This is a genomic window from Paucibacter sp. PLA-PC-4, assembly GCF_026241155.1.
In the GTDB taxonomy this organism is placed as follows: Bacteria; Pseudomonadota; Gammaproteobacteria; order Burkholderiales; family Burkholderiaceae_C; genus Roseateles_E.
The window spans coordinates 104,193-123,640 of sequence record NZ_JAPFGP010000008.1 but is presented as its reverse complement, the minus strand read 5'-3'; the positions used below and the strand labels follow the sequence as shown (position 1 = coordinate 123,640).

The following is a 19,448-nucleotide window of genomic DNA, read 5'->3' as shown; positions in this document are numbered from 1 at the left end:
CCCGATCACGGCGGCGCCAGCCCCAAGAATTCAGCCATGCGGGCCAGTTCGGCGTGCAGCGCTCGGGCGTGGCCGGCCTCGCGCGGCGGCCTGCCGGCGACATAGGCGATCTGGGCTTGCAGCCGCCCCTCCATGGCCGACAGATTACCCCAGCCCAGCACCTGACCGCGCCACAGCAGCGGCAGCGCGTAATAGCCGAGCTTGCGCTTGGGCGCCGGTGTGTAGGCCTCAAAACGGTAAGCCCAGCCCCAGAAACGCTCGAAGCGCACACGGTCCCAGACGATGGGGTCGAAGGGCGCCAGCAGGCGCAACTCCTCATCGAACTGCCAGCGCCGCGCGCGCGGATCCTCGCCCTCGGGCCAGAGCCAGGCCTGGCCGTCCAGCTCGACGCTGGGCAGCCGCTCACGCGTGTGCGACAGGGCCTGCCTGATCTCGGCATGCAGATGCGGGGCGCCGTAGCCCAGATGGCTGCACAGCTGGCCCAAGCTGCGCGAGGGCAGTGGCGCGTACTTGGCCAGCACCAGGTCGATCAAAGCCTGGGCCTTCTCGGCCGGCTCGCGCGGATCGGGCGCATGCGCCGCGGCGGCATACACGCGCAGGCCCTGCTCGCGCCGCACCACCCGCAGCAGGCCGCGGTAATGCATGCCGTCCAGCAATTGGGTCACCGCGTTCGAACTGCCGCCCCAGGCGTTGCGAGTGCTGCCATGGTCGAACTCAGCCTGCACCTGGCGCGGGTGGGCCTCGCCACAGGCGCGCACAAAGTCCAGCACCGCGGCGGCGCGGCGTTCGGTCTCGCCATCCCAGCGGCGCTCGGCCTGCCGCGGGTGCATCAGGCGCAGATGCTCGCGCGGCAGAAAGCCGTAGTTGACGAGGCAGTCCTCCTCGATCTGGAGTCGCGCATAGCGCCGCTCAAGATCGCCGACCCGGTAGTCACGCACCCGCAACCGCAGGGTAAGGTCTTGCGCACGGGCCGGCGCGCGGATAGGGTCCGCCTGCACAAAGCCAAGGCGCCGGATCGCCTGAGGAAGGCTGGTCGGTTTGAACAGGCTGCGCGCCACCGCGTGGCGGCGCAGATCGTCCAGCGTGATCGCTTTTTTGGCCATGGCGGACAGCCCCAAAACTGTTTATTTTTACAGTATTCTAAATTGCGTAGCATCCCACCCATGACGCTAGAAACCCTTGAACTGCAAACACCCGTCGAACCAAGCGCCAGCCTGATCGTGCTGCACGGCTTGGGCGCCGATGGCAGCGACTTCGTGCCGGTCTGCGAGGCCTTGGACCTGAGTCCGCTGCTGGCGCAGGGCGGCGGCCTGCGCTGCGTGCTGCCGAACGCGCCGGTGATGCCGGTAACCATCAACGGCGGCTACCGGATGCCGGCCTGGTACGACATTCGCGGCACGGCGCTGGATCGCCAGGAGGACGAGGCCGGCCTGCGCGCCTCGCAACAGGCCATCGAAGCCCTGATCGCGCGCGAGGTCGAGCGAGGCATCCCGGCCTCGCGCATCGTGCTGATGGGCTTCTCGCAGGGCTGCGCGATGGCCTTGATGACGGGGCTGCGCCACCCGCAGCGCTTGGCCGGCATCATCGGCCTGTCCGGCTATCTGCCGCTGCTGCCCAGCACGCAGGCCGAGCGCCACGCGGCCAATGCCGATCTGCCGATCTTCCTGGCCCACGGCCTACAGGACCCGGTCGTGCCGCTGGCCCGCGCCCACGCGGCACGCGCTGAGCTGCAGCGCCTGGGCTATGCGCTAGAGTGGCACGACTATCCGATGGAGCACTCGCTGTGCAACGAGGAGGTCGCGGATCTGAACGCTTGGCTGCTGCGGGTGCTAGCCCCGGCCTGAGCGGCGCCCCGGCAGCTCGCCGTAGCGCTGACGGTAATAGGCCGCGAAGCGGCCCAGATGGGCGAAGCCGCAGCCCAGTGCCACCTCGGTGACGCTGAGTTCCGGATCGGTCAGCAGGCGTGCCCGCGCTGCCTCCAGCCGCAGTTGGCGCAGGACCGCCATCGGCGCCATGCCCAGCGTGCGGTGGCACAGCAGGTTCAGCGAGCGCTGGCCCAGGCCGGCCGCCGCGGCCAGCTCCGTCAGGCTCAGCGGCTCGGCCAGATGGGCACGAATATGGCGCTGCAGCGCGGCCAGGCGCGTGCCGTCGCTGTCGGCCTCGACCCGCTCGATCCCGAGCAGTGCAGAGGGGCCGCGATGCGCCTGCACGAACAACGCCAGCGTTCGCTCGTAGTGGTTCAGCCAGCCGGCATCCGCCTGCTCGCCCATGTCCAGCGCGCCCAGCAGGCCTTGCAGCAGCAAGGTCCATTGGGCATTCAGCGGCGCCACCCAGCCTTGCAGCGGGGTCAGGTCTTGCGCGCCAGCAATGCTGCGCAGCAGCGCGCCGGGCAGCTTCAGGATCAGGCGCTCGGCCCCGGCCGAGCAGCGCAGCCGCACGCGCCGGCGCGGCGCCAACACGGCGGCCTGGCCGGCACGCAACCCCAGCATCCTGCCGTCGACCTCGATCTCGGTATGGCCGCGCAGCACCAGATGCACCAGGGCAAAGTCGTCGAAGGGGGCCGAGTCGATCTCGACCGCGGCGCCGTAGCGCAAGCCGTAGAGCTCCAACTGCGGCGACTGCAGCTTGAACAGGGCCGTGTCGGCCGCGCCGCCACGCCAGTGCAGATCGTGGGCGCAGAGCTCGCGCGCCATCAGCGCATGGCTGGCCACCCGCGCCGGCGAACGCAGCACGCAACGCCGGTATAACGGGGCCAGATCGAGAGCTGGGGTCGGAAGCATGCACGTTTATAGGCCAGAGTGGCCGCTGCAAGAACTGGATTTGCCCTAGGGCAGGCGCTGCAAAAAGCGGCTAGCGGCTGCCCTGCTCGCTGCGCAGAATCGGCCGCCATACCTCCCAACGCAGCCACCCACGCCATGCACGCACCCCATCACCTCGCCCTCATCGCCCTGCTGCTGGCCGCCGGCAGTGCGCAGGCGCAAAGCGTCACGATCTACGGCATTGCCGATCTGGCGGTCGAGCACCTGACCCGCGTCAATGCCGCCGGCGACTCGATCCAGCGAATGCCCAATTTGAGTGGCTCGGTGCCCTCGCGCCTGGGCCTGCGCGGCAGCGAAGACCTGGGTGGCGGCCTGCGGGCGATCTTCCAGCTCGAAAGCGGCATCGGCATGGACACCGGCGGCCTCGGCAACGGCGGCCGCTTCTGGGGCCGTATGGCTTTTGTCGGTCTCAGCGGCCCATGGGGCACGCTGAGCGTGGGCCGCATGGCCAACATGACCTTCGCCGCCGCCGGCATCGAAACGCTGGGCGGCAATCTGTACTCTAACGCGTCGTTGGACCCCTACATCCCGAACGCGCGCAGCGACAACAGCATCGGCTACCAAGGCCAGCTTGGCGCCTTCAGCCTTGGCGCGACCTACAGCCTGGGTCGCGACACGGTCAACGGCCTGGGCCCGGCGGCCACCAACTGTGCCGGCGAGTCGGCCGACAGCAAGGCCTGCCGGCAATGGACGGTGATGGTCCGCTACGACAGCAAGCCATATGGTCTGGCCCTGGTGCACGACCGGATGCATGGTGGCCCCGGCGCCACCATGGGCCTGGGGAGCAGCGCCTACACCGACACGCGCAAGACCATCAACGGCTATCTGATGCTGGGCCAGACCAAGCTGACGGCCGGCGCGCTGCTGCGCGAACGCCGCACTGCCACGACCTTCGAGTCGACCTTACTGTTCGCCGGCGCCAGTCACCCGCTGAGCCCGCAGCTGACATTGGACGCCCAACTGAGCCGGCTAGATGTCAAGAGCAGCGCCGACGATGCCCAGCTGCTGGCCGCCCGACTGGTCTACGCGCTGTCCAAGCGCAGCGCGGTCTACGCGATGGCTGGCCAGATGCGTAACCGCGGCCGCTCGGCGTTGTCACTCAGCGCCGGCGCTACCGTGGGCATGGGCATGACGCAGAGCGGCCTGGCGATGGGCATGCGTCAGGTGTTCTGACGCTTACTCTCGGCCAGCAGCGCTTCGCAGCGCTCCTCGTGCTGGCTGATCTCGGCCAGGGTGACCTCGATATCGTCGAGCTGCTGCTCCAGCTGGCGGCGGTGCTGGCGCAGCACTTCGAGAAAGGCCGTCAGCTGCGGCGCGGCATCGGACTCGGAGTCATACATGTCCACCAGTTGCTTGACCTCCTGCAGACTAAGGCCGAGGCGCTTGCCGCGCAGGGTCAGCTTCAGGCGGGTGCGGTCGCGGTGGGTGTAGACGCGGTTGCGGCCGTCGCGACTGGGTTCGAGCAGGCCCATGTCCTCGTAAAAGCGGATCGCGCGCGGAGTGATGTCGAACTCGGCGGCCAGCTCGGTAATGGTGAAAAGGCGGCCGGAGCTCTCGGCGGAGGGGGTCGAGCGGGGGGCAAGGCTCATGGCTACACTGGCGCTGAAGGATGACGTTAACGTAAACGGAAGTCTAAGGCACGAGCACACCATGGCGAACCCACGCGAATCCGAACTTTCCTACCCCCTGGGCGACGCCCTGCCCGAGCCCGGCACAGCGCTGGAGATCGGCCCGGGCGTGCGCTGGCTGCGCATGGGCCTGCCGTTCGCGCTGGACCATATCAATCTCTGGCTGCTGCGTGACGAGATCGACGGTCAAGCAGGTTGGAGCATCGTCGATTGCGGCATCAGCAGCGACGCCACCAAGGCAAACTGGGAACAGGTGTTTGCCGAGCATCTGGATGGCCTACCGGTGCTGAGGGTGATCGTCACGCACTTCCATCCCGACCATATGGGCCTGGCCTATTGGCTGACCGAGAAGTGGAACTGCCGCCTGTGGATCAGCGCGACCGACTTCCATCTGGCGCGACTGGCCAGCGCCTCGACGGTGGGCATGGGTGGTGAGGCGGCCGCGGCCTTCTTCGCCAGCCACGGCCTGAGCGACCCGCAGGCTCTGGCCAAGATTCGCGGCCGCGCCAGCTACTACCCTAGCATGGTGCCGGCCGTGCCAAGCAGCTTTCGCCGCCTGATGGGCGGCGCCCGGCTGCGCATCGGCGGCCACGACTGGACCTGCATTGCCGGCTTCGGCCATGCGCCCGAGCACATCAGCCTGCACTGCGAGACGCTGGGCTTGCTGATCTCCGGCGATATGGTGTTGCCGCGCATCTCGACCAATGTCTCGGTAGTCGATGTCGAGCCCGAGGCCGACCCGCTAAGCCTGTACCTGGCATCGCTGCAGCACATGCTGGATCTGCCCACCGACACCTTGGTGCTGCCCTCGCATGGCAAGCCCTTCCGCGGCCTGCATGCCCGCGTGGACCAGCTGCGCGAGCACCATGACGAGCGCCTGGCCGAGGTGGCCGAGGCCTGCGCGGCCAAGCCCTGCCATGCGGCCGAGCTGCTGGATGTGCTGTTCAAGCGCAAGTTGGACCTGCACCAGACCACCTTCGCGATGGGCGAGTCGGTCGCGCATCTGAACGCACTGTGGTTGGCTGGTCTGCTGCTGCGGCGGCTGGGTGAGGACGGGGTGTACCGCTTCTCGACGGTGTGAGGAGCGGTAAGAGTCAGTGGCCGCCGCCGACCGCGTGAGCGGGCGGCGGCGGTCTGATCTTTGACGACGCATCCACTTTTCGGTGCAGCTGCCAGGGTCTACCCAGAAAACCTGGGGGCCGTGGTGCCACCGGGAGAACGGCAAAGACTGACGCCGAACTCAGATGCTTCGTGATGACAGCTTGTGGAACGCAGTGTGCTTGCCGGACCGCCGCGCCACAAGCCCCCCTGAAGAGGGAGACGCCCGGCAAGTCGTCAATCGCCCAGTTGGGGAACAGCCTCGTCGCGCAGCCGCTCACGGGCCTGCTCATAGTCGGGCACAACCGAGCGCACCACCTCCCAGAAACGCGCGCTGTGGTTCATCTCGCGCAGATGGGCCAGCTCGTGGGCGACCACATAGTCGATGATGGCCGGCGCGAAATGGATCAGCCGCCAGTTCAGGCGGATCGCGCCGCTGGCGCTGGCGCTGCCCCAGCGGGTCTGGGCAGAGCTCAGCGACAGCCGGGTGTAGCGCACGCCCAGCGCGGCGGCGAAATGGGTGCAGCGTCGCTCGAACAAGGCCCGTGCCTGGCGCTGCAGCCACGCCTGGACCGCGTCGCGCATCTGATCAGGCGTGACGTTTGATGGCAGGCCCAGGTGCAAGACCCGACCCTCGGCGTCATAGCGCGCCAGACCGCCAAGCCGCAGGCGCAACGGCGCGCCCAGGTAGGGCAGGCTGGCGCCATCGGCCCAGACCACACGCGCCGCTTGCAGTGCTTTCGCGCGTTCACGCTGCTCGACAAGCTTGCGCAGGATCCAAGCCTGCTTGTCGCGCAGAGCCTGCTCAATATCGGCCACACTGACCCAGCGCGGCGCGCTGACCTTCAGCCCATCGGCACTGACGGTGAAGCCGATGCTGCGCCGGCGTGCGCGCCTGAGTTCGTAGCCGACGCTGTGGCCGTCCAGCAGCAGGGCCCGATGCGAGCGCGTCTGGGGCAGCACGGCAGGCGCTGCGACGACGGGCATTGGCGGCGGCGCCTCCGCCTCGAACAGCGAGAGCTGATCCACTTGAAGCAGGCTGGCCAGGCGCTTCAGCATCGACATCGCGCTCAGCTGCTCAAGCCAGCGCTCCGGGGCTGGTGTCGGGCGCCATCTGCTCGCCGCGCGCATCGGCCTTGGCGCGACGATCGCGCTGGATCAAGTATTCGGCGAACGCCCCCAGATTCGCATGCACGGTAGTGCCGGGCACCTGGGCCACCAGGGCCGCCAGCTGCGCCTCGTCGAGCGCGCCGAGCCGATCGCTGCGCAGCAGATGCGGGATGCAACCGGCAGCCTGCGCGGTCTGCAGATCGCGCAGCGAGGCGCCCACCATATGGACCAGGGACAGATCGGCACCGAAGCGCTCGCCGATCTGCTGGATCAGGCCCGGCAGCGGCTTGCGGCAGCTGCAGCCTTCCTCGGGCGTGTGCGGGCAGAAGAAGGCCGCATCCAGCCGCCCGCCCTTCTCGGCCAATAGCTGACTGAGGCGCATATGGATGGTGTTGAGCGAGGCCATGTCCAGCAGACCGCGGCCGATGCCGGGCTGGTTGGTGGCCATCACCGTGTGCCAGCCGGCATGATTGAGCCGGGCCACGGCCTCCAGCGCACCGGGCAGGGGCTGCAGCTCGTCGACTGACTTCACATGGTCGTCGCGGTAATGATTGATGGTCCCGTCACGGCCCAGGATGACGAGCTTCATGCTGTGGCTGTGGTCGGGTCGCATCGGCATACCTCGTGTGCTCGTATCAGCTGGCCAGTCGAGACAGATCGGCGACGCGGTTCATCGCTTCATGCAGAGTCTTCAGCAGGCCCAGGCGGTTGGCACGCAGCGCTGGATCGTCGGCATTGACCATCACGCCGTCGAAGAAGGCATCGACTGGCGCCTTCAGCGCCGCCAGTTCGCGCAGCGATGCCGCGTACTCGCCTTGCTGGAACAGCGCATCGGCCTTGGGCGCGATGCCGTCCAGCGCGGCCGCCAGATGCTGCTCGGCAGCCTCCTGCAGCAGCGCCGCATCAATCTTGGCGTCGACCGCCGTCTCGCTCTTCTTCAGGATGTTGCCGATGCGCTTGTTGGCTGCGGCCAGCGAGGCGGCCTCGGGCAGGGCCGCGAAGGCGCGGACGGCTTCCAGGCGCTTCGTCACCTCGGACAAGCGCAGCGGACGCAGGGCCAGCACGGCATCGACTTCCTGGGCCGTGTAGACCTCACGCCAGCTCACCGCGACACGATCAAAGACAAAGTCCACGAGCTTGGCGCTGGGATCCTCGATCAGGCGACCGAAGGCCGGCACGGCGGCAGCGATGACCTCGTCAAGACTGAGTTGTCGCGTCAGCGACGACTCCGACAGCATGCGCACCACACCCAGCGCATGACGCCGCAGCGCAAATGGATCTTTGTCGCCGGTGGGCAGCTGGCCGATGCCGAACAGTCCCACCAGGGTCTCCAGCTTGTCGGCCAGTGCGACTACCACGCCGGCATCGTTACGCGGCAGCGTGTCGCCCGCGAAACGCGGCTTGTAATGGTCTTCGACGGCGAAGGCCACGGCCTCGCTGAGGCCATCGTGACGGGCGTAGTAGCCCCCCATGATGCCCTGCAACTCGGGGAATTCGCCGACCATATCTGTCAGCAGATCGGCCTTGGCCAAACGCGCGGCCTGGTCGGCATCAGCCGCCAGTGCGGCGCCGCCCAGCATGCCGGCAATCGCCTTGGCAATGGCGCGCACTCGCTCGACGCGCTCGCCCTGAGTACCCAGCTTGCCGTGATAGACCACCTTGGCAAGACCCGGCACCCGCTCTGCCAGACTCTTCTTGCGGTCCTGGTCGAAGAAGAATTTCGCATCGGCCAGGCGCGGGCGCACGACGCGCTCATTGCCCTGGATCACCGCGCTGGCGTCGGCCGGGCGGATGGCACTGACGACAAGGAAGTGGTTCGTCAGCTTTCCGGCGGCATCGAGCAGCGGGAAGTACTTCTGATTGGCCTTCATGGTCAGGATCAGGCATTCCTGCGGCACGGCCAGGAACTCTGGCTCGAACTTGCAGCTCAGCACATTTGGACGCTCGACCAGGGCAGTGACCTCGTCCAGCAAGTCTTCGTCGTCGATTGGCGTCAGGCCACCGGCGGCGGCCTGCAACTGACGCGCGATCTCGGCGCGGCGCTCGGCAAAGCCAGCGACCACGGCGCCCTGCTCGCGCATCTGCGCGGCGTAGCTGTCGGCGCTTTCAATCGTCAACTCGGGCGCGCTGGCCTCGAAACGATGGCCGCGTGTGATGCGGCCCGATTGCAGGCCGAGGGCCGAGACATCCACCAGATCGGCGCCATGCAGGGCGACGATGCCATGGGCTGGGCGCACGAACTTCACATCGGTCCAGCCATCTTTCAGCTGGTAGGTCATGACCTTGGGGATGGGAAGCTTGGCAAGGCTTTCGTCCAGAGCTTTTTGCAGGCCCTCAGCCAGGGTGGCACCTGGTACCAGTTGATCCAGAAACAGGGCATCGGCCTTGCCATCGGGCAAGCGCTTGAGTTGGGGCAGCACGGAGGCGTCGGCACCGACGCTGGCCAGTTTCTTCAGCAGGGCCGGCGTGGCCTGGCCCTCGGCCGTCAGCGCCACGGCCACCGGCATCAACTTCTGCTGCACGGCGCGGTCGGCAGCCTTAAGTGCCACCTTCGTCAGGTGCAGGCCGAGGCGGCGCGGTGTGGCGATGGCGGTCGCCTGCGCGCCTTCGCCCACCAGGCCTTGGGTCCTGAGGCTGTCCACCAGTACAGCGGCGAAGGCCTCGCCCAGCTTCTTGAGCGCCTTGGGCGGCAACTCTTCCACAAACAGTTCGATCAGCAGATTCTTCTCAGCAGTCGTCATGGCTCAGGCCGCCTTCTTCTTTTCAATCTGGGCGATGACTTGATCGGCCCATTCCTTCGGTGCCATGGGGAAGCCCAGGCGTGCGCGGCTCTCCAGATAGCTCTGTGCGACGGCGCGAGCCAGATTGCGGATGCGGCCGATGTAGGCGGCGCGCTCAGTCACGCTGATGGCGCCGCGCGCGTCCAACAGATTGAAGCTGTGGCCGGCCTTGAGCAACTGCTCGTAGGCCGGCAGCGCCAGTTGCTGCTCCATCAGGTGCTTGGACTGCTTCTCGTGCGCGGCGAAAGCGGTCAGGAGGAACTCGACGTCACTGTGTTCGAAGTTATAGGTCGACTGCTCGACCTCGTTTTGGTGGAAGACATCGCCGTACTTGATGTCCGGCGCGCCGTCCTGACCTTGGACATAGACCAGGTCATAGACCGACTCCACGCCCTGCAGGTACATGGCCAGGCGCTCGAGGCCGTAGGTGATCTCGCCGGTGATGGGCTTGCAGTCGATGCCGCCGACCTGCTGGAAATAGGTGAACTGGGTCACCTCCATGCCGTTGAGCCAGACCTCCCAGCCCAGGCCCCAGCAGCCGAGCGTCGGGTTTTCCCAATCATCCTCGACAAAGCGCACATCGTTCTTCTTCAGATCGAAGCCCAGCGCCTCCAACGAACCCAGGTAGAGCTCCAGGATATTGGCCGGCGCGGGCTTGAGCACGACCTGGTACTGGTAATAGTGCTGCAGCCGGTTCGGGTTCTCGCCGTATCGGCCATCCTTGGGGCGACGGCTGGGCTGCACATAGGCGGCCTTCCAGGGCTCGGGACCCAGGGCGCGCAAAAAGGTGGCGGTGTGGCTGGTGCCCGCACCCACCTCCATGTCATAGGGTTGCAGCAGGGCGCAGCCCTGCTTGGACCAGTAGTCTTGCAGGGTCAGGATGATTTGCTGGAAGCTCAGCATGGAGATGTCGGTGTCTGAAGTGAGGGAGGGGCAAACAAGCGATCGCCCTGGATTCTACGAGGCACGGCGGCGCAGCCACGCCAGCCCCAAGCCGGCGAAGGCGACAAAAACCAGGGGCCAGAGCCCGCAGGCGGCCAGCCAGCGCGCATAAGGCGTGCTGCCGCTGCGCCCCTCGACCGAAGCCTCCAGCACCACGCTGCGCGCCTGCGGCGCGGCGGCGGTGATACGACCGCGATGATCCAGCACGGCGGTGGCGCCGGTATTGGTCGAGCGGATGAAGGGGCGCTGGAACTCCAGTGCGCGCATCTGCGAGAACTGCAGATGCTGATCCTGCACCATCAAGGTGCCGAACCAGGCCAGATTGCTGACATTGACCAGCACGGTGGCCGCCTCGGTGCCGACCACGCTGCCGACAAAGTCTTCGCCGAACAGGTCTTCGTAGCAGATCAGGGGGCGCAGGCGCTGGCCGGCCACCGCGAAGGATCGCTGGTGCTGGCCGCGCGCCTGGTCGTCCATTGGGATGCCCATCGCTCGCACAAACCAGTGAAAACCCGGCGGGATGAACTCGCCGAAGGGCAGCAGATGGCGCTTGCCATAGCTGTAGTTCGCATGCACGCCAATCGCTATCAGCGAGTTGACATAGCCATCCTGCTCATTGCCCAGAAAGGTGCCCAGCAGCAGCGGCCGGCGCATTGCGCTGCGCTGCAGGCGCTGCATATAGTCTGGGGCCAGATAGTCCAGAGGCAGCGGCACAACCGACTCCGGCGTCACGACGATCTGGCCTTGCGAGGCCTCGATCTGCTGCGCCAGGCGGTCAAGATTGGCCTCCATCAGCGCGCGGTCAAACTTCTGATCCTGTGGCACATTGGGTTGCAGCAAAGAGACGCGCAAGCGGCCTGTGCTTTGTGTGAAATCGTGCGGCAGCACCTGACCCAGCGCGAGCAGCCCAAGCACCACGGCGGCCGGCTGCCAGCTGTGCCGGCCCAGCGCAGCAAACGCGGCGGCGCCGCCGGCCGCCAGCAGCGTGATGCCGTAGACGCCGATCCACGGCGCCCAGTCAGCCAGCAGGCCAACGCTGTGCGCATAGCCGCTGGCGATCCACGGGAAGCCGGTGAACAGCGTGGCCCGGCCCAGCTCGGCCAACAGCCAGCACAGCGCCCAGGTCAGCGCATGCCAGCCGGGGCTGCCACCCTTGCGCAGCCAGGCCGCCAGAGCAAGCGCGCCGGCGTAATAAAGACTCAGAAAGGCCGACAGCAACAGCACCGCCAGCGCCGCCAGCAGCCAGGGGATATGGCCGAACTGGTGCATGCTGATATGTAGCCACCACAGGCCGGAGGCCAGCCAAGCGATGCCGAAGGCCGCACCCAGCGCCGCCGCGCGGCTCGGACTGGCGCTCCAGGACAGATGGGCCAGCCAAGCCAGCGCAAGGATCTGCAGCCACCAGGCTTCAAGCGGGGCGAAGGAGGCGGTGTGCAGCACACCGGCCGCCGCAGCGGCCAGCATCGCGTAGCGGCCCCGCATCAACCGTCCAGACTCTCTGCGGGCGCGCGCGTGACTTTGAACCAACGCACCGAGCCGCCACGCGTCAGCATCACGGCAAAGCGCAGGCCGCCGATATCAACCGCCTCGCCGCGCCGCGGCACGCGGCCATGCTCATGGGCGACCAGGCCGCCGATGGTGTCGAACTCGGCCTCGGGCAGGGTCACGGTAAAGGCCTCGTTGACAGCCGCAATGTCGGCGTCGCCAGCGACGCGCTGACTGCCGTCGGCCAGGGTGTAGATGCTGGACTCGCCGTCCTTGTCGTCGAACTCGTCCTCGATCTCACCGACGATCTCCTCCAGCACATCCTCGATCGTGATCAGGCCGGCGGTGTTGCCGAACTCGTCGATCACGATGGCCAGATGGTTGCGGTTGGAGCGGAAGTCGCGCAGCAACTCGTTGAGGCCCTTGCTCTCGGGCACGAACACGGTCGGCCGCAGCAGCGCGCGCAGATTGAGTTCGGGTGAGCGCTGCATCTTCAGCAGGTCCTTGGCCAGCAAGATGCCGATGATGTTGTCGCGCTGGCCCTCGAAGACCGGGAAGCGCGAATGCCCGCCGCGTATCACCAGGCCCAGCAGTTCGTCATAAGGCGCCTCGATGTCCAGCAGGTCCATGCGCGGCGCGGCCACCATCACATCGCCGGCGCTGAGCTCGGCCATGCGCAGCACGCCCTCCAGCATCTGGCGCGATTCGGGCTCGATCAACTCGCGCTGCTCGGCATCGGCCAGCGTCTCTATCAGTTCGCTCTTGGAGTCGGGCCCGGGGTGGAGGAACTCCAGCAGGCGTATCAGCAGGCCGCGCGGCTCGGCTGCGGCAGTGGATTTGTGGCCCCCTCGATGAGAGGGCCGACTAGGCTGAGGCTCAGACACTGGTGCGTCGGGCAGTTGCAAGGCCCACAGAATAACCCATTGACATTGCACCCCTCTTGCACCACAGTCAGCCGCCCCCATATTCGGGGCTGCTTCCTTACTGCTCTCAGCGCTTCATCACCATGTCCCAAGGTCTCATCCCCGCCACCATACTGACCGGTTTTCTGGGCTCTGGAAAAACCACCCTGCTCAAGCGCATCCTGTCCGAGGCGCATGGGCAGAAGATCGCCGTGATCGAGAACGAGTTCGGCGAGGAAAACATCGACACCGACATCCTGGTGGCCGAGACGACCGAGCAGATCATCCAGATGAGCAATGGCTGCGTCTGCTGCACGATCCGCGAGGATCTGCGCACCACGCTGAGCGATCTGGCCGAGAAGCGCCGCAAGGGCGAGCTGGATTTCGAGCGCGTCGTCATCGAGACCACCGGCCTGGCTGACCCGGGCCCGGTGGCGCAGACCTTCTTCATGGATGACGAGATCGCCGAGAGCTATCTGCTCGACTCGATCCTGACCCTGGTCGATGCCAAGCATGCCGAGGAGCAGCTCAACAGCCGCCAGGAGGCGCGCCGCCAGATCGGCTTCGCCGACCAGATCTTCATCAGCAAGTCCGACCTGGTCGATCCGGCCGCGGTCGAGGCGCTGACGCACCGAATCAAGCACATGAACCCGCGCGCGCCTGTGCAAACCGCCCATTTCGGCGAGGTGGCGTTGGCCCAGGTCTTCGATTTGCGCGGCTTCAACCTGAATGCCAAGCTGGAGATCGATCCCAGCTTCCTGACAGTCGACGACCACGACCACGATCACCACCATCACGATCACGATCACGTGCACGACGAGCACTGCGATCACCCGCACCACCATGCGCATGACGACGATGTGAAGTCCTTTGTGTTTCGCTCCGACAAGCCCTTCAACCCCGCGAAGCTGGAAGATTTCCTGGGCGCCATCGTCCAGGTCTATGGCCCCAAGATGCTGCGCTACAAGGGCGTGCTAAATATGAAGGGCACCGACAAGAAGGTGATCTTCCAGGGTGTACACCAGCTGATGGGCTCGGATCTAGGCCCGAAATGGCTGCCGGGCGAGAAAAAGACGAGCAAAATGGTTTTCATCGGCATCGACCTGCCCAAAGACATTCTGATGCAAGGGCTGGAAGGTTGCCTGGCCTGAGCTCCCGAGGAGGTGTCAGCATGCTGGGGATTCATCATGGCTACAATGCGCCCCGCCCGACCCCGGCGACATCGCCCCAGGAAAGCTGGTCAGCTTTGCCATCTAGCCCTTCAGAGCAGGTATAAAGCCCAGCAGTGAGGAGATTCAACGTGAGCAAGACCCCGGCCCCCAAACCCACCCCGACCACTGCCCAGGCAGACGAAGGGCGGCCGGCCGTCAAGGCTGGCAAAAGCAGCCCAAGCGGCAGCAGCGCGAAGGCCAAGGCCGCCGCACTGGATTCCTCCTCCTCCGCCTCGGTAGCCACACTTGAGGCGGCAGCACCACCCCTCGGCAGCAGCCGGTTTGCAGATCGTTTTGCGCCACCGAAGCCGCCGACGCGACAAATGAGTACGCCCGTGATTGAAAGTCCCAAGAGCGCCGCCAAGGCCGACCCCAAACTCGTCAACGCCTGGAAGACCAAGGCCGGTCATGAACTGACCGACGCCGAAGTCATGGCCATGCCCGAAGCCGAGTACATGAACGACAAGCAGATCGAGTTCTTCCGCGCCAAGCTGACGGCGCTGAAGGACGGCGTGCTGTCGAACGCCGGTGAGACCACCGAGCATCTGCGCGAAGACACCTCCATCGTCCCGGATCCGGCCGACCGTGCCACCATCGAGGAAGAACACGCGCTGGAGTTGCGTACCCGCGACCGCGAGCGCAAGCTGCTGAAGAAGATCATGCAGTCGCTGGCACGCCTGGATACCGGCGAGTACGGCTATTGCGACGAGACCGGCGAGCCCATCGGCCTGGGCCGGCTGATCGCCCGCCCGACCGCCAATCTCTCCCTGGAAGCCCAGCAGCGGCGTGAGCTGAAGCAGAAGATGTTCGGGGACTGAGCCCGTCCTGTCCTCTCACCCCCCAGCCAAGGTCCGGCGCGCATGACAGAACCGAAAGACGGCGAGAGTTTCTTCCGCAAGGTCGCGCGCTTTGTGGCCAACCCGACGACCGACTGGGCCGAGATCAATTCGCGCCAGGACGACCCCGAGGGCGATCTCGCCAAGGCCGAGTTGCGTGCGATGGTGGAGCGCAAGCGCCGCAATGATTTCGTGCGCAAGCGCGAACTCGACATGCTGCGCCGCGTGCGCCGCGAAGGGCTCAGCCCCGAGCAGCTCGCCGCCCTGGGCAGCAGCAGCTCTCGCATCGACGAGATCGAGCGCAGCAGCGATCTGAACTCCAAGATCGACTTGGGCGTCAAGGCAAAGATCGACGAGATCGAGCAGCAGATGGTCGGCGAGAGCTTCGCACCGACACAAATCGCCGGCAACCATCCGCCGGGCTTTTTCGAGACCAGCACCCGGCCGGTGCATTTCTCCGCCACAACGACCACCGCTGCGCCGCCGGCACGCGTTAGCCAATTCGCCACACCCGAGGAGGTCGAACGGCTGGAGTCGGTGCCACCACCGGCCGCTGCCGTGATGGGCGCGGGCCTGCCGCCGCTATCGGATGCCAAGCCCAGCGTGTTGCCCTCGTTGCAACCGCTGAGCTTCAGCAAGGACAGCCGCTCCTTCGCACTGCCGCCCAGCGCAGCGCCGCTGAGTTTCCGAGCGGTAGACCCGGGCGCCCTGGCGGTCAACGAGATGGTGCACGACCCCGAGCTCGACGAGATGGTGATCGCATTTGCCAACGCCGACTACGCGAGCTGCGAGCAGGGTCTGACGGCCCTCATCAAGCCCGGGGGGTCCCGCCATCAGCATGCCGAAACCTGGCTGGTTGCCTTCGATCTCTACCGGGCTACCGCCCAACAGGCCAAGTTCGAGTCGCTGGCGCTGGACTATGTGCACCTGTTCGGCCTGTCGCCACCTCAGTGGTTCTCGCTGCCCAAGCTGGTGGCAGAAAGCCTCAGCAAGGAGCGCGCACCCATGGGCGCGGCCGGCGGCGTCTGCTGGGCCGCCCCCGAGTATCTCGACGCCGAGTCGGTGGCCCAGCTGCAAAAGCGCTGTGAGAACCTGCCCATGCCCTGGGTGCTGGACTGGGCCGCGCTGCGCCGCCTCGACACCGAGGGATGCGCCAAGCTGCGCGAGCTGTTTAGGCGCTGGGCTGGCCAGCAGGTCGATATGCGCTGGCTGGCCGGCGACCAATTCCTGCAGCAGCTGCGCGAGCTGGCGCCGGTCGGCGCCCGCGATGTTGACCCCGCCATCTGGATGCTGCGCCTGGAAACACTGCGTCTGGTCAACCGGCCCGACCAGTTCGACGAGGCCGCAATTGACTACTGCGTGACCTACGAGGTTTCGCCGCCGTCTTGGGAGCGTTCGGTCTGCCGTGTGCGGGTCAGCGGTCTGACCCTGTCCACCAGCAGCCCGCCCAGCAGCAATGCCCATCCCGATTCGGTCGCGGTAACCACCAGCTTCCTGGAATCGACCATCACCGAACAGACCCGCATGCCCTCGGCCGTGCAGTTGGAGTTGTCCGGCCAGCTCAGTGGCGACATCAGCGAGACCCTGCAGCTGATGACGGCCGAGCTCGGCGCGGCCACGCTGGTGACCATCGCCTGCCCCAAGCTGATACGCCTGGACTTCATGGCCGCCGGCGATCTGCTGAACTGGGTGCTGAGCCGGCGCAGCGAGAACCGTGCGGTGGTGTTCAGCGAGGCGCACCGCTTGGTTGCGCTGTTCTTCGGCGCGATGGGGATCAACGAGCACGCCAAGGTCAAGGTCCGCCAGGCCTGACGGCGCGCGAAATGCCTTTCTGGCGTCCTTGCCCGGCCTCGCCGTACCCTCGCTATTGTCTTCGGCCCGACGTCTAGCCAGTACCGGCTTCGCCGGGCATTGTGCGCACCGACGCTTGAATACATCGGCGGCGGCACCACCTGAGAATCCTATGGACCAACAACAACATCCCGCTTATCACGGCACGACCATCGTCAGCGTGCGCCGCGGCAACCAGGTTGCCATTGGCGGCGACGGCCAGGTGACGCTGGGCCACATCATCGTCAAGGCCAGCGCCCGCAAGGTGCGCAAACTGCATCACGACAAGGTGCTAGCCGGTTTCGCCGGGGCCACCGCCGACGCTTTCACGCTGTTCGAGCGCTTCGAGGCGAAGCTGGAGAAGCACCAGGGCCATCTCGTACGCGCCGCCGTCGAGCTGACGCGCGACTGGCGCACCGACCGCGTGCTGCGCCGGCTCGAAGCCATGCTGGCCGTGGCCGACCGCACGGCCTCGCTGATCATCACCGGCAACGGGGATGTGCTGGAGCCCGAGCAGGGCATCGTCGCAATCGGCTCGGGCGGTGCCTATGCCCAGGCCGCCGCCAAGGCGCTGCTCAACCACAGCGAGCTGAGCGCCGCCGACATCGTCAAGCAGTCGCTGGTGATCGCCGGCGAGATCTGCATTTACACCAATCTGAACCACACGATCGAGACGCTGGACTGAAACCATGAGCAGCATGACCCCCCAGGAAATCGTCTCCGAGCTGGACCGCCACATCGTCGGCCAGAATGCCGCCAAGCGCGCCGTCGCGATCGCGATGCGCAACCGCTGGCGCCGCCAGCAAGTCGACGAGAAGTTGCGTGGCGAGATCACGCCGAAGAACATCCTGATGATTGGCCCCACCGGTGTGGGCAAAACCGAGATCGCACGCCGCCTGGCCAAGCTAGCCGATGCGCCCTTCATCAAGGTCGAGGCCACCAAGTTCACCGAGGTCGGCTACGTGGGTAAGGACGTAGACTCCATCATCCGTGACCTGGTGGACATGGCGATCAAGCAGGAACGCGAGCTTCAGATGCGGCGCCAACGCACCCGCGCCGAGGATGCTGCCGAGGACCGCGTGCTGGACATCCTGGTGCCCGGCAGTGAGCCCGACAACAGCACGCGCCAGGTGATGCGCAAGCGCCTTCGCGAAGGACTGATGGACGACAAGGACATCGAGGTCGACCTGCTCGACGCAAAACCGACGATGGAAATCCTCGGCCCGATGGGCGGCCAGGGCATGGAAGAGATGGCAGAACAACTCAAGGGCATGTTCTCACAGCTCGGGGCCGGCAAGCGCAAGACCAGAAAGCTCAAGATCGCCGAGGCGATCAAGCTGCTGGTCGAGGAAGAGGCCGCCAAGCTGCTCAATGAGGACGAGATCAAGGCCGCCGCCCTGGCCAATGCACAGGAGAACGGCATCGTCTTCATCGACGAGATCGACAAGGTGGCCAGTCGCGCCGAGCATGGCGGCGCCGATGTCTCGCGTCAGGGCGTGCAGCGCGACCTGCTGCCACTGGTAGAGGGCACAACGGTCAACACCAAGTACGGCATGGTCAAGACCGACCACATCCTCTTCATCGCCTCCGGAGCCTTCCACCTGAGCAAGCCCAGCGACCTGATTCCAGAGCTGCAGGGCCGTTTCCCGATCCGCGTCGAGCTGGGGTCGCTGTCGGTGGAAGATTTCGAGGCCATCCTGAAGAGCACCCATGCCAGCCTGGTGAAGCAGTACCAGGCCCTGTTGGCCACCGAGGGTCTGACGTTGGAACTCAGCGACGACGGCATCCGCCGCCTCGCCCAGATCGCCTACGAGGTCAACGAGCGTACCGAGAACATCGGCGCGCGCCGCCTGGCCACCGTGATGGAGCGCCTGCTCGACGAGATCAGCTTCGACGCCCACAAGCTCGCAGGCCAGACCGTAACCCTGGACGGCGCGGCGGTGGACGCTAAGCTGGGCGAGCTAGCGCGCAACGAGGACCTCAGCCGCTTCATTCTCTAAAGCGCCAGGCGGTGCGCCTGCAGGGTCAGAATCCCGTCGAAGATCAAACTTTCGATCAGTTCATGCTCGATATCCAGCGCCGGTGAGACCTTCCAGCCGGCACCGCCGGTCATCAGGGTCAGCGGCTCATGGCCGGCACGCTGCTTCAGGTGGCGATGCATGCGCTCGATGGCGCCGGTGATGGCGTAATTGCCACCGCTGGTCAACGCATCCGAGGTATTGGTTGGAAACTCGCGCACCTCGCCGGTCGGCACACGCAGGCCCGCCGTGCCGCCCTCCAACGCGCGCAGCATGATGCCGTGGCCCGGCAGGATCAGGCCGCCGAGGAAGTGGCCCTGGGCGTCGATGGCATCCACCGTAACGGCCGTGCCCACCATCACGACCAGCGCGGCCCGGGCCGGGCCGCGCGCTAGCACATGATGACGGCCGCCGATCAGCGCGACGAAACGGTCGGTGCCGAGGCGGCCGGGGTGGTCATAGCCATTCGTGATGCCTCCGGCATGGGCCGATGACACGACCCAGCGCGGTTCGATATCCCACAGCTCCAACTGCTCTTCGACCCGGCGACGCACCGCGTCACCGGCCACATTGCAGCCCAGCACGCTGTGCGGCAGCGCAAGCTCGCGCCACTCGGCCTCGGCCAGGCGGTCGATGTTCTCCAGAAACACCGCGCCATGGGCCAGCAGCACCGCGCCGGGCTGGGGCGAGGCGTAGAGCGCCCACTTGAGACGGGTGTTGCCGATGTCGATGGCCAGAAAGCTCATGGCGGAATAGGTGGGGGTTGGTCCGATGCAGTCGCCAGCCTAA

The 19,448-nt window shown here is 66.3% G+C and carries 18 protein-coding genes; 8 read left to right on the top strand and 10 right to left on the bottom strand.

Features of this window, described 5'->3' with window-relative positions:
* Positions 1 to 5 precede the first annotated feature (5 nt).
* Positions 6 to 1,103: a DNA glycosylase AlkZ-like family protein gene (locus OOZ63_RS14140; protein ID WP_266006173.1), complete on the bottom strand. Its 1,098-nt coding sequence runs from the start codon at positions 1,101 to 1,103 to the stop codon at positions 6 to 8.
* 60 nt (positions 1,104 to 1,163) lie between these two features.
* On the opposite strand from OOZ63_RS14140, the gene OOZ63_RS14135 reads away from it, so the two are divergent.
* Entirely contained in the window at positions 1,164 to 1,844 is a 681-nt protein-coding gene (locus OOZ63_RS14135) for an alpha/beta hydrolase (protein ID WP_266006172.1), read from the top strand.
* On the opposite strand, the gene OOZ63_RS14130 is transcribed toward OOZ63_RS14135, so the two are convergent.
* The gene (locus OOZ63_RS14130) at positions 1,830 to 2,780 is read right to left on the bottom strand and encodes an AraC family transcriptional regulator (protein ID WP_266006171.1); all 951 of its coding nucleotides are present in this window, start codon (positions 2,778 to 2,780) and stop codon (positions 1,830 to 1,832) included. The genes OOZ63_RS14135 and OOZ63_RS14130 overlap by 15 nt on opposite strands.
* A 135-nt stretch (positions 2,781 to 2,915) precedes the next feature.
* Between OOZ63_RS14130 and OOZ63_RS14125 the strand changes: the two genes are divergently transcribed.
* Positions 2,916 to 3,992 (top strand): porin, encoded by a 1,077-nt coding sequence (locus OOZ63_RS14125; protein ID WP_266006169.1) that lies wholly within the window; start codon positions 2,916 to 2,918, stop codon positions 3,990 to 3,992.
* Here OOZ63_RS14125 and OOZ63_RS14120 read toward each other — a convergent pair.
* Positions 3,980 to 4,408, bottom strand: a complete 429-nt coding sequence (locus OOZ63_RS14120) for a MerR family transcriptional regulator (protein ID WP_137943587.1) — start codon at positions 4,406 to 4,408, stop codon at positions 3,980 to 3,982. The genes OOZ63_RS14125 and OOZ63_RS14120 overlap by 13 nt on opposite strands.
* A 61-nt stretch (positions 4,409 to 4,469) precedes the next feature.
* Between OOZ63_RS14120 and OOZ63_RS14115 the strand changes: the two genes are divergently transcribed.
* A complete protein-coding gene (locus OOZ63_RS14115) occupies positions 4,470 to 5,528 on the top strand; it encodes an MBL fold metallo-hydrolase (protein WP_266006168.1) in 1,059 nt (352 codons plus the stop codon).
* A gap of 254 nt (positions 5,529 to 5,782) precedes the next feature.
* Here OOZ63_RS14115 and OOZ63_RS14110 read toward each other — a convergent pair whose 3' ends face one another.
* The 6 genes from OOZ63_RS14110 to OOZ63_RS14085 are packed head-to-tail and all read right to left on the bottom strand — an operon-like array spanning position 5,783 to position 12,746.
* The gene (locus OOZ63_RS14110) at positions 5,783 to 6,610 is read right to left on the bottom strand and encodes a M48 family metallopeptidase (protein WP_266006167.1); all 828 of its coding nucleotides are present in this window, start codon (positions 6,608 to 6,610) and stop codon (positions 5,783 to 5,785) included.
* Between the two features lie 13 nt (positions 6,611 to 6,623).
* Positions 6,624 to 7,244, bottom strand: coding sequence for a D-glycero-beta-D-manno-heptose 1,7-bisphosphate 7-phosphatase (gmhB, locus tag OOZ63_RS14105; protein ID WP_266006166.1), 621 nt, complete (start codon positions 7,242 to 7,244; stop codon positions 6,624 to 6,626).
* 46 nt (positions 7,245 to 7,290) lie between these two features.
* Positions 7,291 to 9,396: a glycine--tRNA ligase subunit beta gene (gene glyS, locus OOZ63_RS14100; protein WP_266006165.1), complete on the bottom strand. Its 2,106-nt coding sequence runs from the start codon at positions 9,394 to 9,396 to the stop codon at positions 7,291 to 7,293.
* Between the two features lie 3 nt (positions 9,397 to 9,399).
* The gene (gene glyQ, locus OOZ63_RS14095) at positions 9,400 to 10,338 is read right to left on the bottom strand and encodes a glycine--tRNA ligase subunit alpha (RefSeq protein ID WP_266006164.1); all 939 of its coding nucleotides are present in this window, start codon (positions 10,336 to 10,338) and stop codon (positions 9,400 to 9,402) included.
* Positions 10,339 to 10,392: 54 nt separating this feature from the next.
* Entirely contained in the window at positions 10,393 to 11,859 is a 1,467-nt protein-coding gene (gene lnt, locus OOZ63_RS14090; protein WP_266006163.1) for an apolipoprotein N-acyltransferase, read from the bottom strand.
* Positions 11,859 to 12,746, bottom strand: coding sequence for an HlyC/CorC family transporter (locus tag OOZ63_RS14085; RefSeq protein WP_266006162.1), 888 nt, complete (start codon positions 12,744 to 12,746; stop codon positions 11,859 to 11,861). The genes lnt and OOZ63_RS14085 overlap by 1 nt, the downstream gene beginning before the upstream one ends.
* A 122-nt stretch (positions 12,747 to 12,868) precedes the next feature.
* Between OOZ63_RS14085 and OOZ63_RS14080 the strand changes: the two genes are divergently transcribed.
* The 5 genes from OOZ63_RS14080 (at position 12,869) to hslU (ending at position 18,641) form a co-directional block, all read left to right on the top strand.
* Positions 12,869 to 13,915, top strand: coding sequence for a CobW family GTP-binding protein (locus OOZ63_RS14080; RefSeq protein ID WP_266006161.1), 1,047 nt, complete (start codon positions 12,869 to 12,871; stop codon positions 13,913 to 13,915).
* Between the two features lie 134 nt (positions 13,916 to 14,049).
* Positions 14,050 to 14,793 (top strand): RNA polymerase-binding protein DksA, encoded by a 744-nt coding sequence (gene dksA, locus OOZ63_RS14075; RefSeq protein ID WP_266006160.1) that lies wholly within the window; start codon positions 14,050 to 14,052, stop codon positions 14,791 to 14,793.
* A 42-nt stretch (positions 14,794 to 14,835) separates the two neighbouring features.
* Positions 14,836 to 16,623, top strand: a complete 1,788-nt coding sequence (locus OOZ63_RS14070; protein WP_266006159.1) for a hypothetical protein — start codon at positions 14,836 to 14,838, stop codon at positions 16,621 to 16,623.
* A 151-nt stretch (positions 16,624 to 16,774) separates the two neighbouring features.
* Positions 16,775 to 17,326 (top strand): ATP-dependent protease subunit HslV, encoded by a 552-nt coding sequence (hslV, locus tag OOZ63_RS14065; protein WP_266006158.1) that lies wholly within the window; start codon positions 16,775 to 16,777, stop codon positions 17,324 to 17,326.
* A gap of 4 nt (positions 17,327 to 17,330) precedes the next feature.
* On the top strand, positions 17,331 to 18,641 hold the full coding sequence (gene hslU / locus OOZ63_RS14060; protein WP_266006157.1) for an ATP-dependent protease ATPase subunit HslU: 1,311 nt from the start codon (positions 17,331 to 17,333) through the stop codon (positions 18,639 to 18,641).
* Here the strand turns inward: hslU and OOZ63_RS14055 are convergent.
* The gene (locus OOZ63_RS14055; RefSeq protein WP_266006156.1) at positions 18,638 to 19,405 is read right to left on the bottom strand and encodes a type III pantothenate kinase; all 768 of its coding nucleotides are present in this window, start codon (positions 19,403 to 19,405) and stop codon (positions 18,638 to 18,640) included. The genes hslU and OOZ63_RS14055 overlap by 4 nt on opposite strands.
* Positions 19,406 to 19,448 lie beyond the last annotated feature (43 nt).

Coding starts and splice junctions, on each gene's coding strand:
- OOZ63_RS14140 (WP_266006173.1), bottom strand. CDS start 1,103: ATGGCCAAAAAAGCGATCACGCTGGACGATCTGCGCCGCCACGCGGTG.
- OOZ63_RS14135 (WP_266006172.1), top strand. CDS start 1,164: ATGACGCTAGAAACCCTTGAACTGCAAACACCCGTCGAACCAAGCGCC.
- OOZ63_RS14130 (WP_266006171.1), bottom strand. CDS start 2,780: ATGCTTCCGACCCCAGCTCTCGATCTGGCCCCGTTATACCGGCGTTGC.
- OOZ63_RS14125 (WP_266006169.1), top strand. CDS start 2,916: ATGCACGCACCCCATCACCTCGCCCTCATCGCCCTGCTGCTGGCCGCC.
- OOZ63_RS14120 (WP_137943587.1), bottom strand. CDS start 4,408: ATGAGCCTTGCCCCCCGCTCGACCCCCTCCGCCGAGAGCTCCGGCCGC.
- OOZ63_RS14115 (WP_266006168.1), top strand. CDS start 4,470: ATGGCGAACCCACGCGAATCCGAACTTTCCTACCCCCTGGGCGACGCC.
- OOZ63_RS14110 (WP_266006167.1), bottom strand. CDS start 6,610: ATGTCGATGCTGAAGCGCCTGGCCAGCCTGCTTCAAGTGGATCAGCTC.
- gmhB (WP_266006166.1), bottom strand. CDS start 7,244: ATGAAGCTCGTCATCCTGGGCCGTGACGGGACCATCAATCATTACCGC.
- glyS (WP_266006165.1), bottom strand. CDS start 9,396: ATGACGACTGCTGAGAAGAATCTGCTGATCGAACTGTTTGTGGAAGAG.
- glyQ (WP_266006164.1), bottom strand. CDS start 10,338: ATGCTGAGCTTCCAGCAAATCATCCTGACCCTGCAAGACTACTGGTCC.
- lnt (WP_266006163.1), bottom strand. CDS start 11,859: ATGCGGGGCCGCTACGCGATGCTGGCCGCTGCGGCGGCCGGTGTGCTG.
- OOZ63_RS14080 (WP_266006161.1), top strand. CDS start 12,869: ATGTCCCAAGGTCTCATCCCCGCCACCATACTGACCGGTTTTCTGGGC.
- OOZ63_RS14070 (WP_266006159.1), top strand. CDS start 14,836: ATGACAGAACCGAAAGACGGCGAGAGTTTCTTCCGCAAGGTCGCGCGC.
- hslV (WP_266006158.1), top strand. CDS start 16,775: ATGGACCAACAACAACATCCCGCTTATCACGGCACGACCATCGTCAGC.
- hslU (WP_266006157.1), top strand. CDS start 17,331: ATGAGCAGCATGACCCCCCAGGAAATCGTCTCCGAGCTGGACCGCCAC.
- OOZ63_RS14055 (WP_266006156.1), bottom strand. CDS start 19,405: ATGAGCTTTCTGGCCATCGACATCGGCAACACCCGTCTCAAGTGGGCG.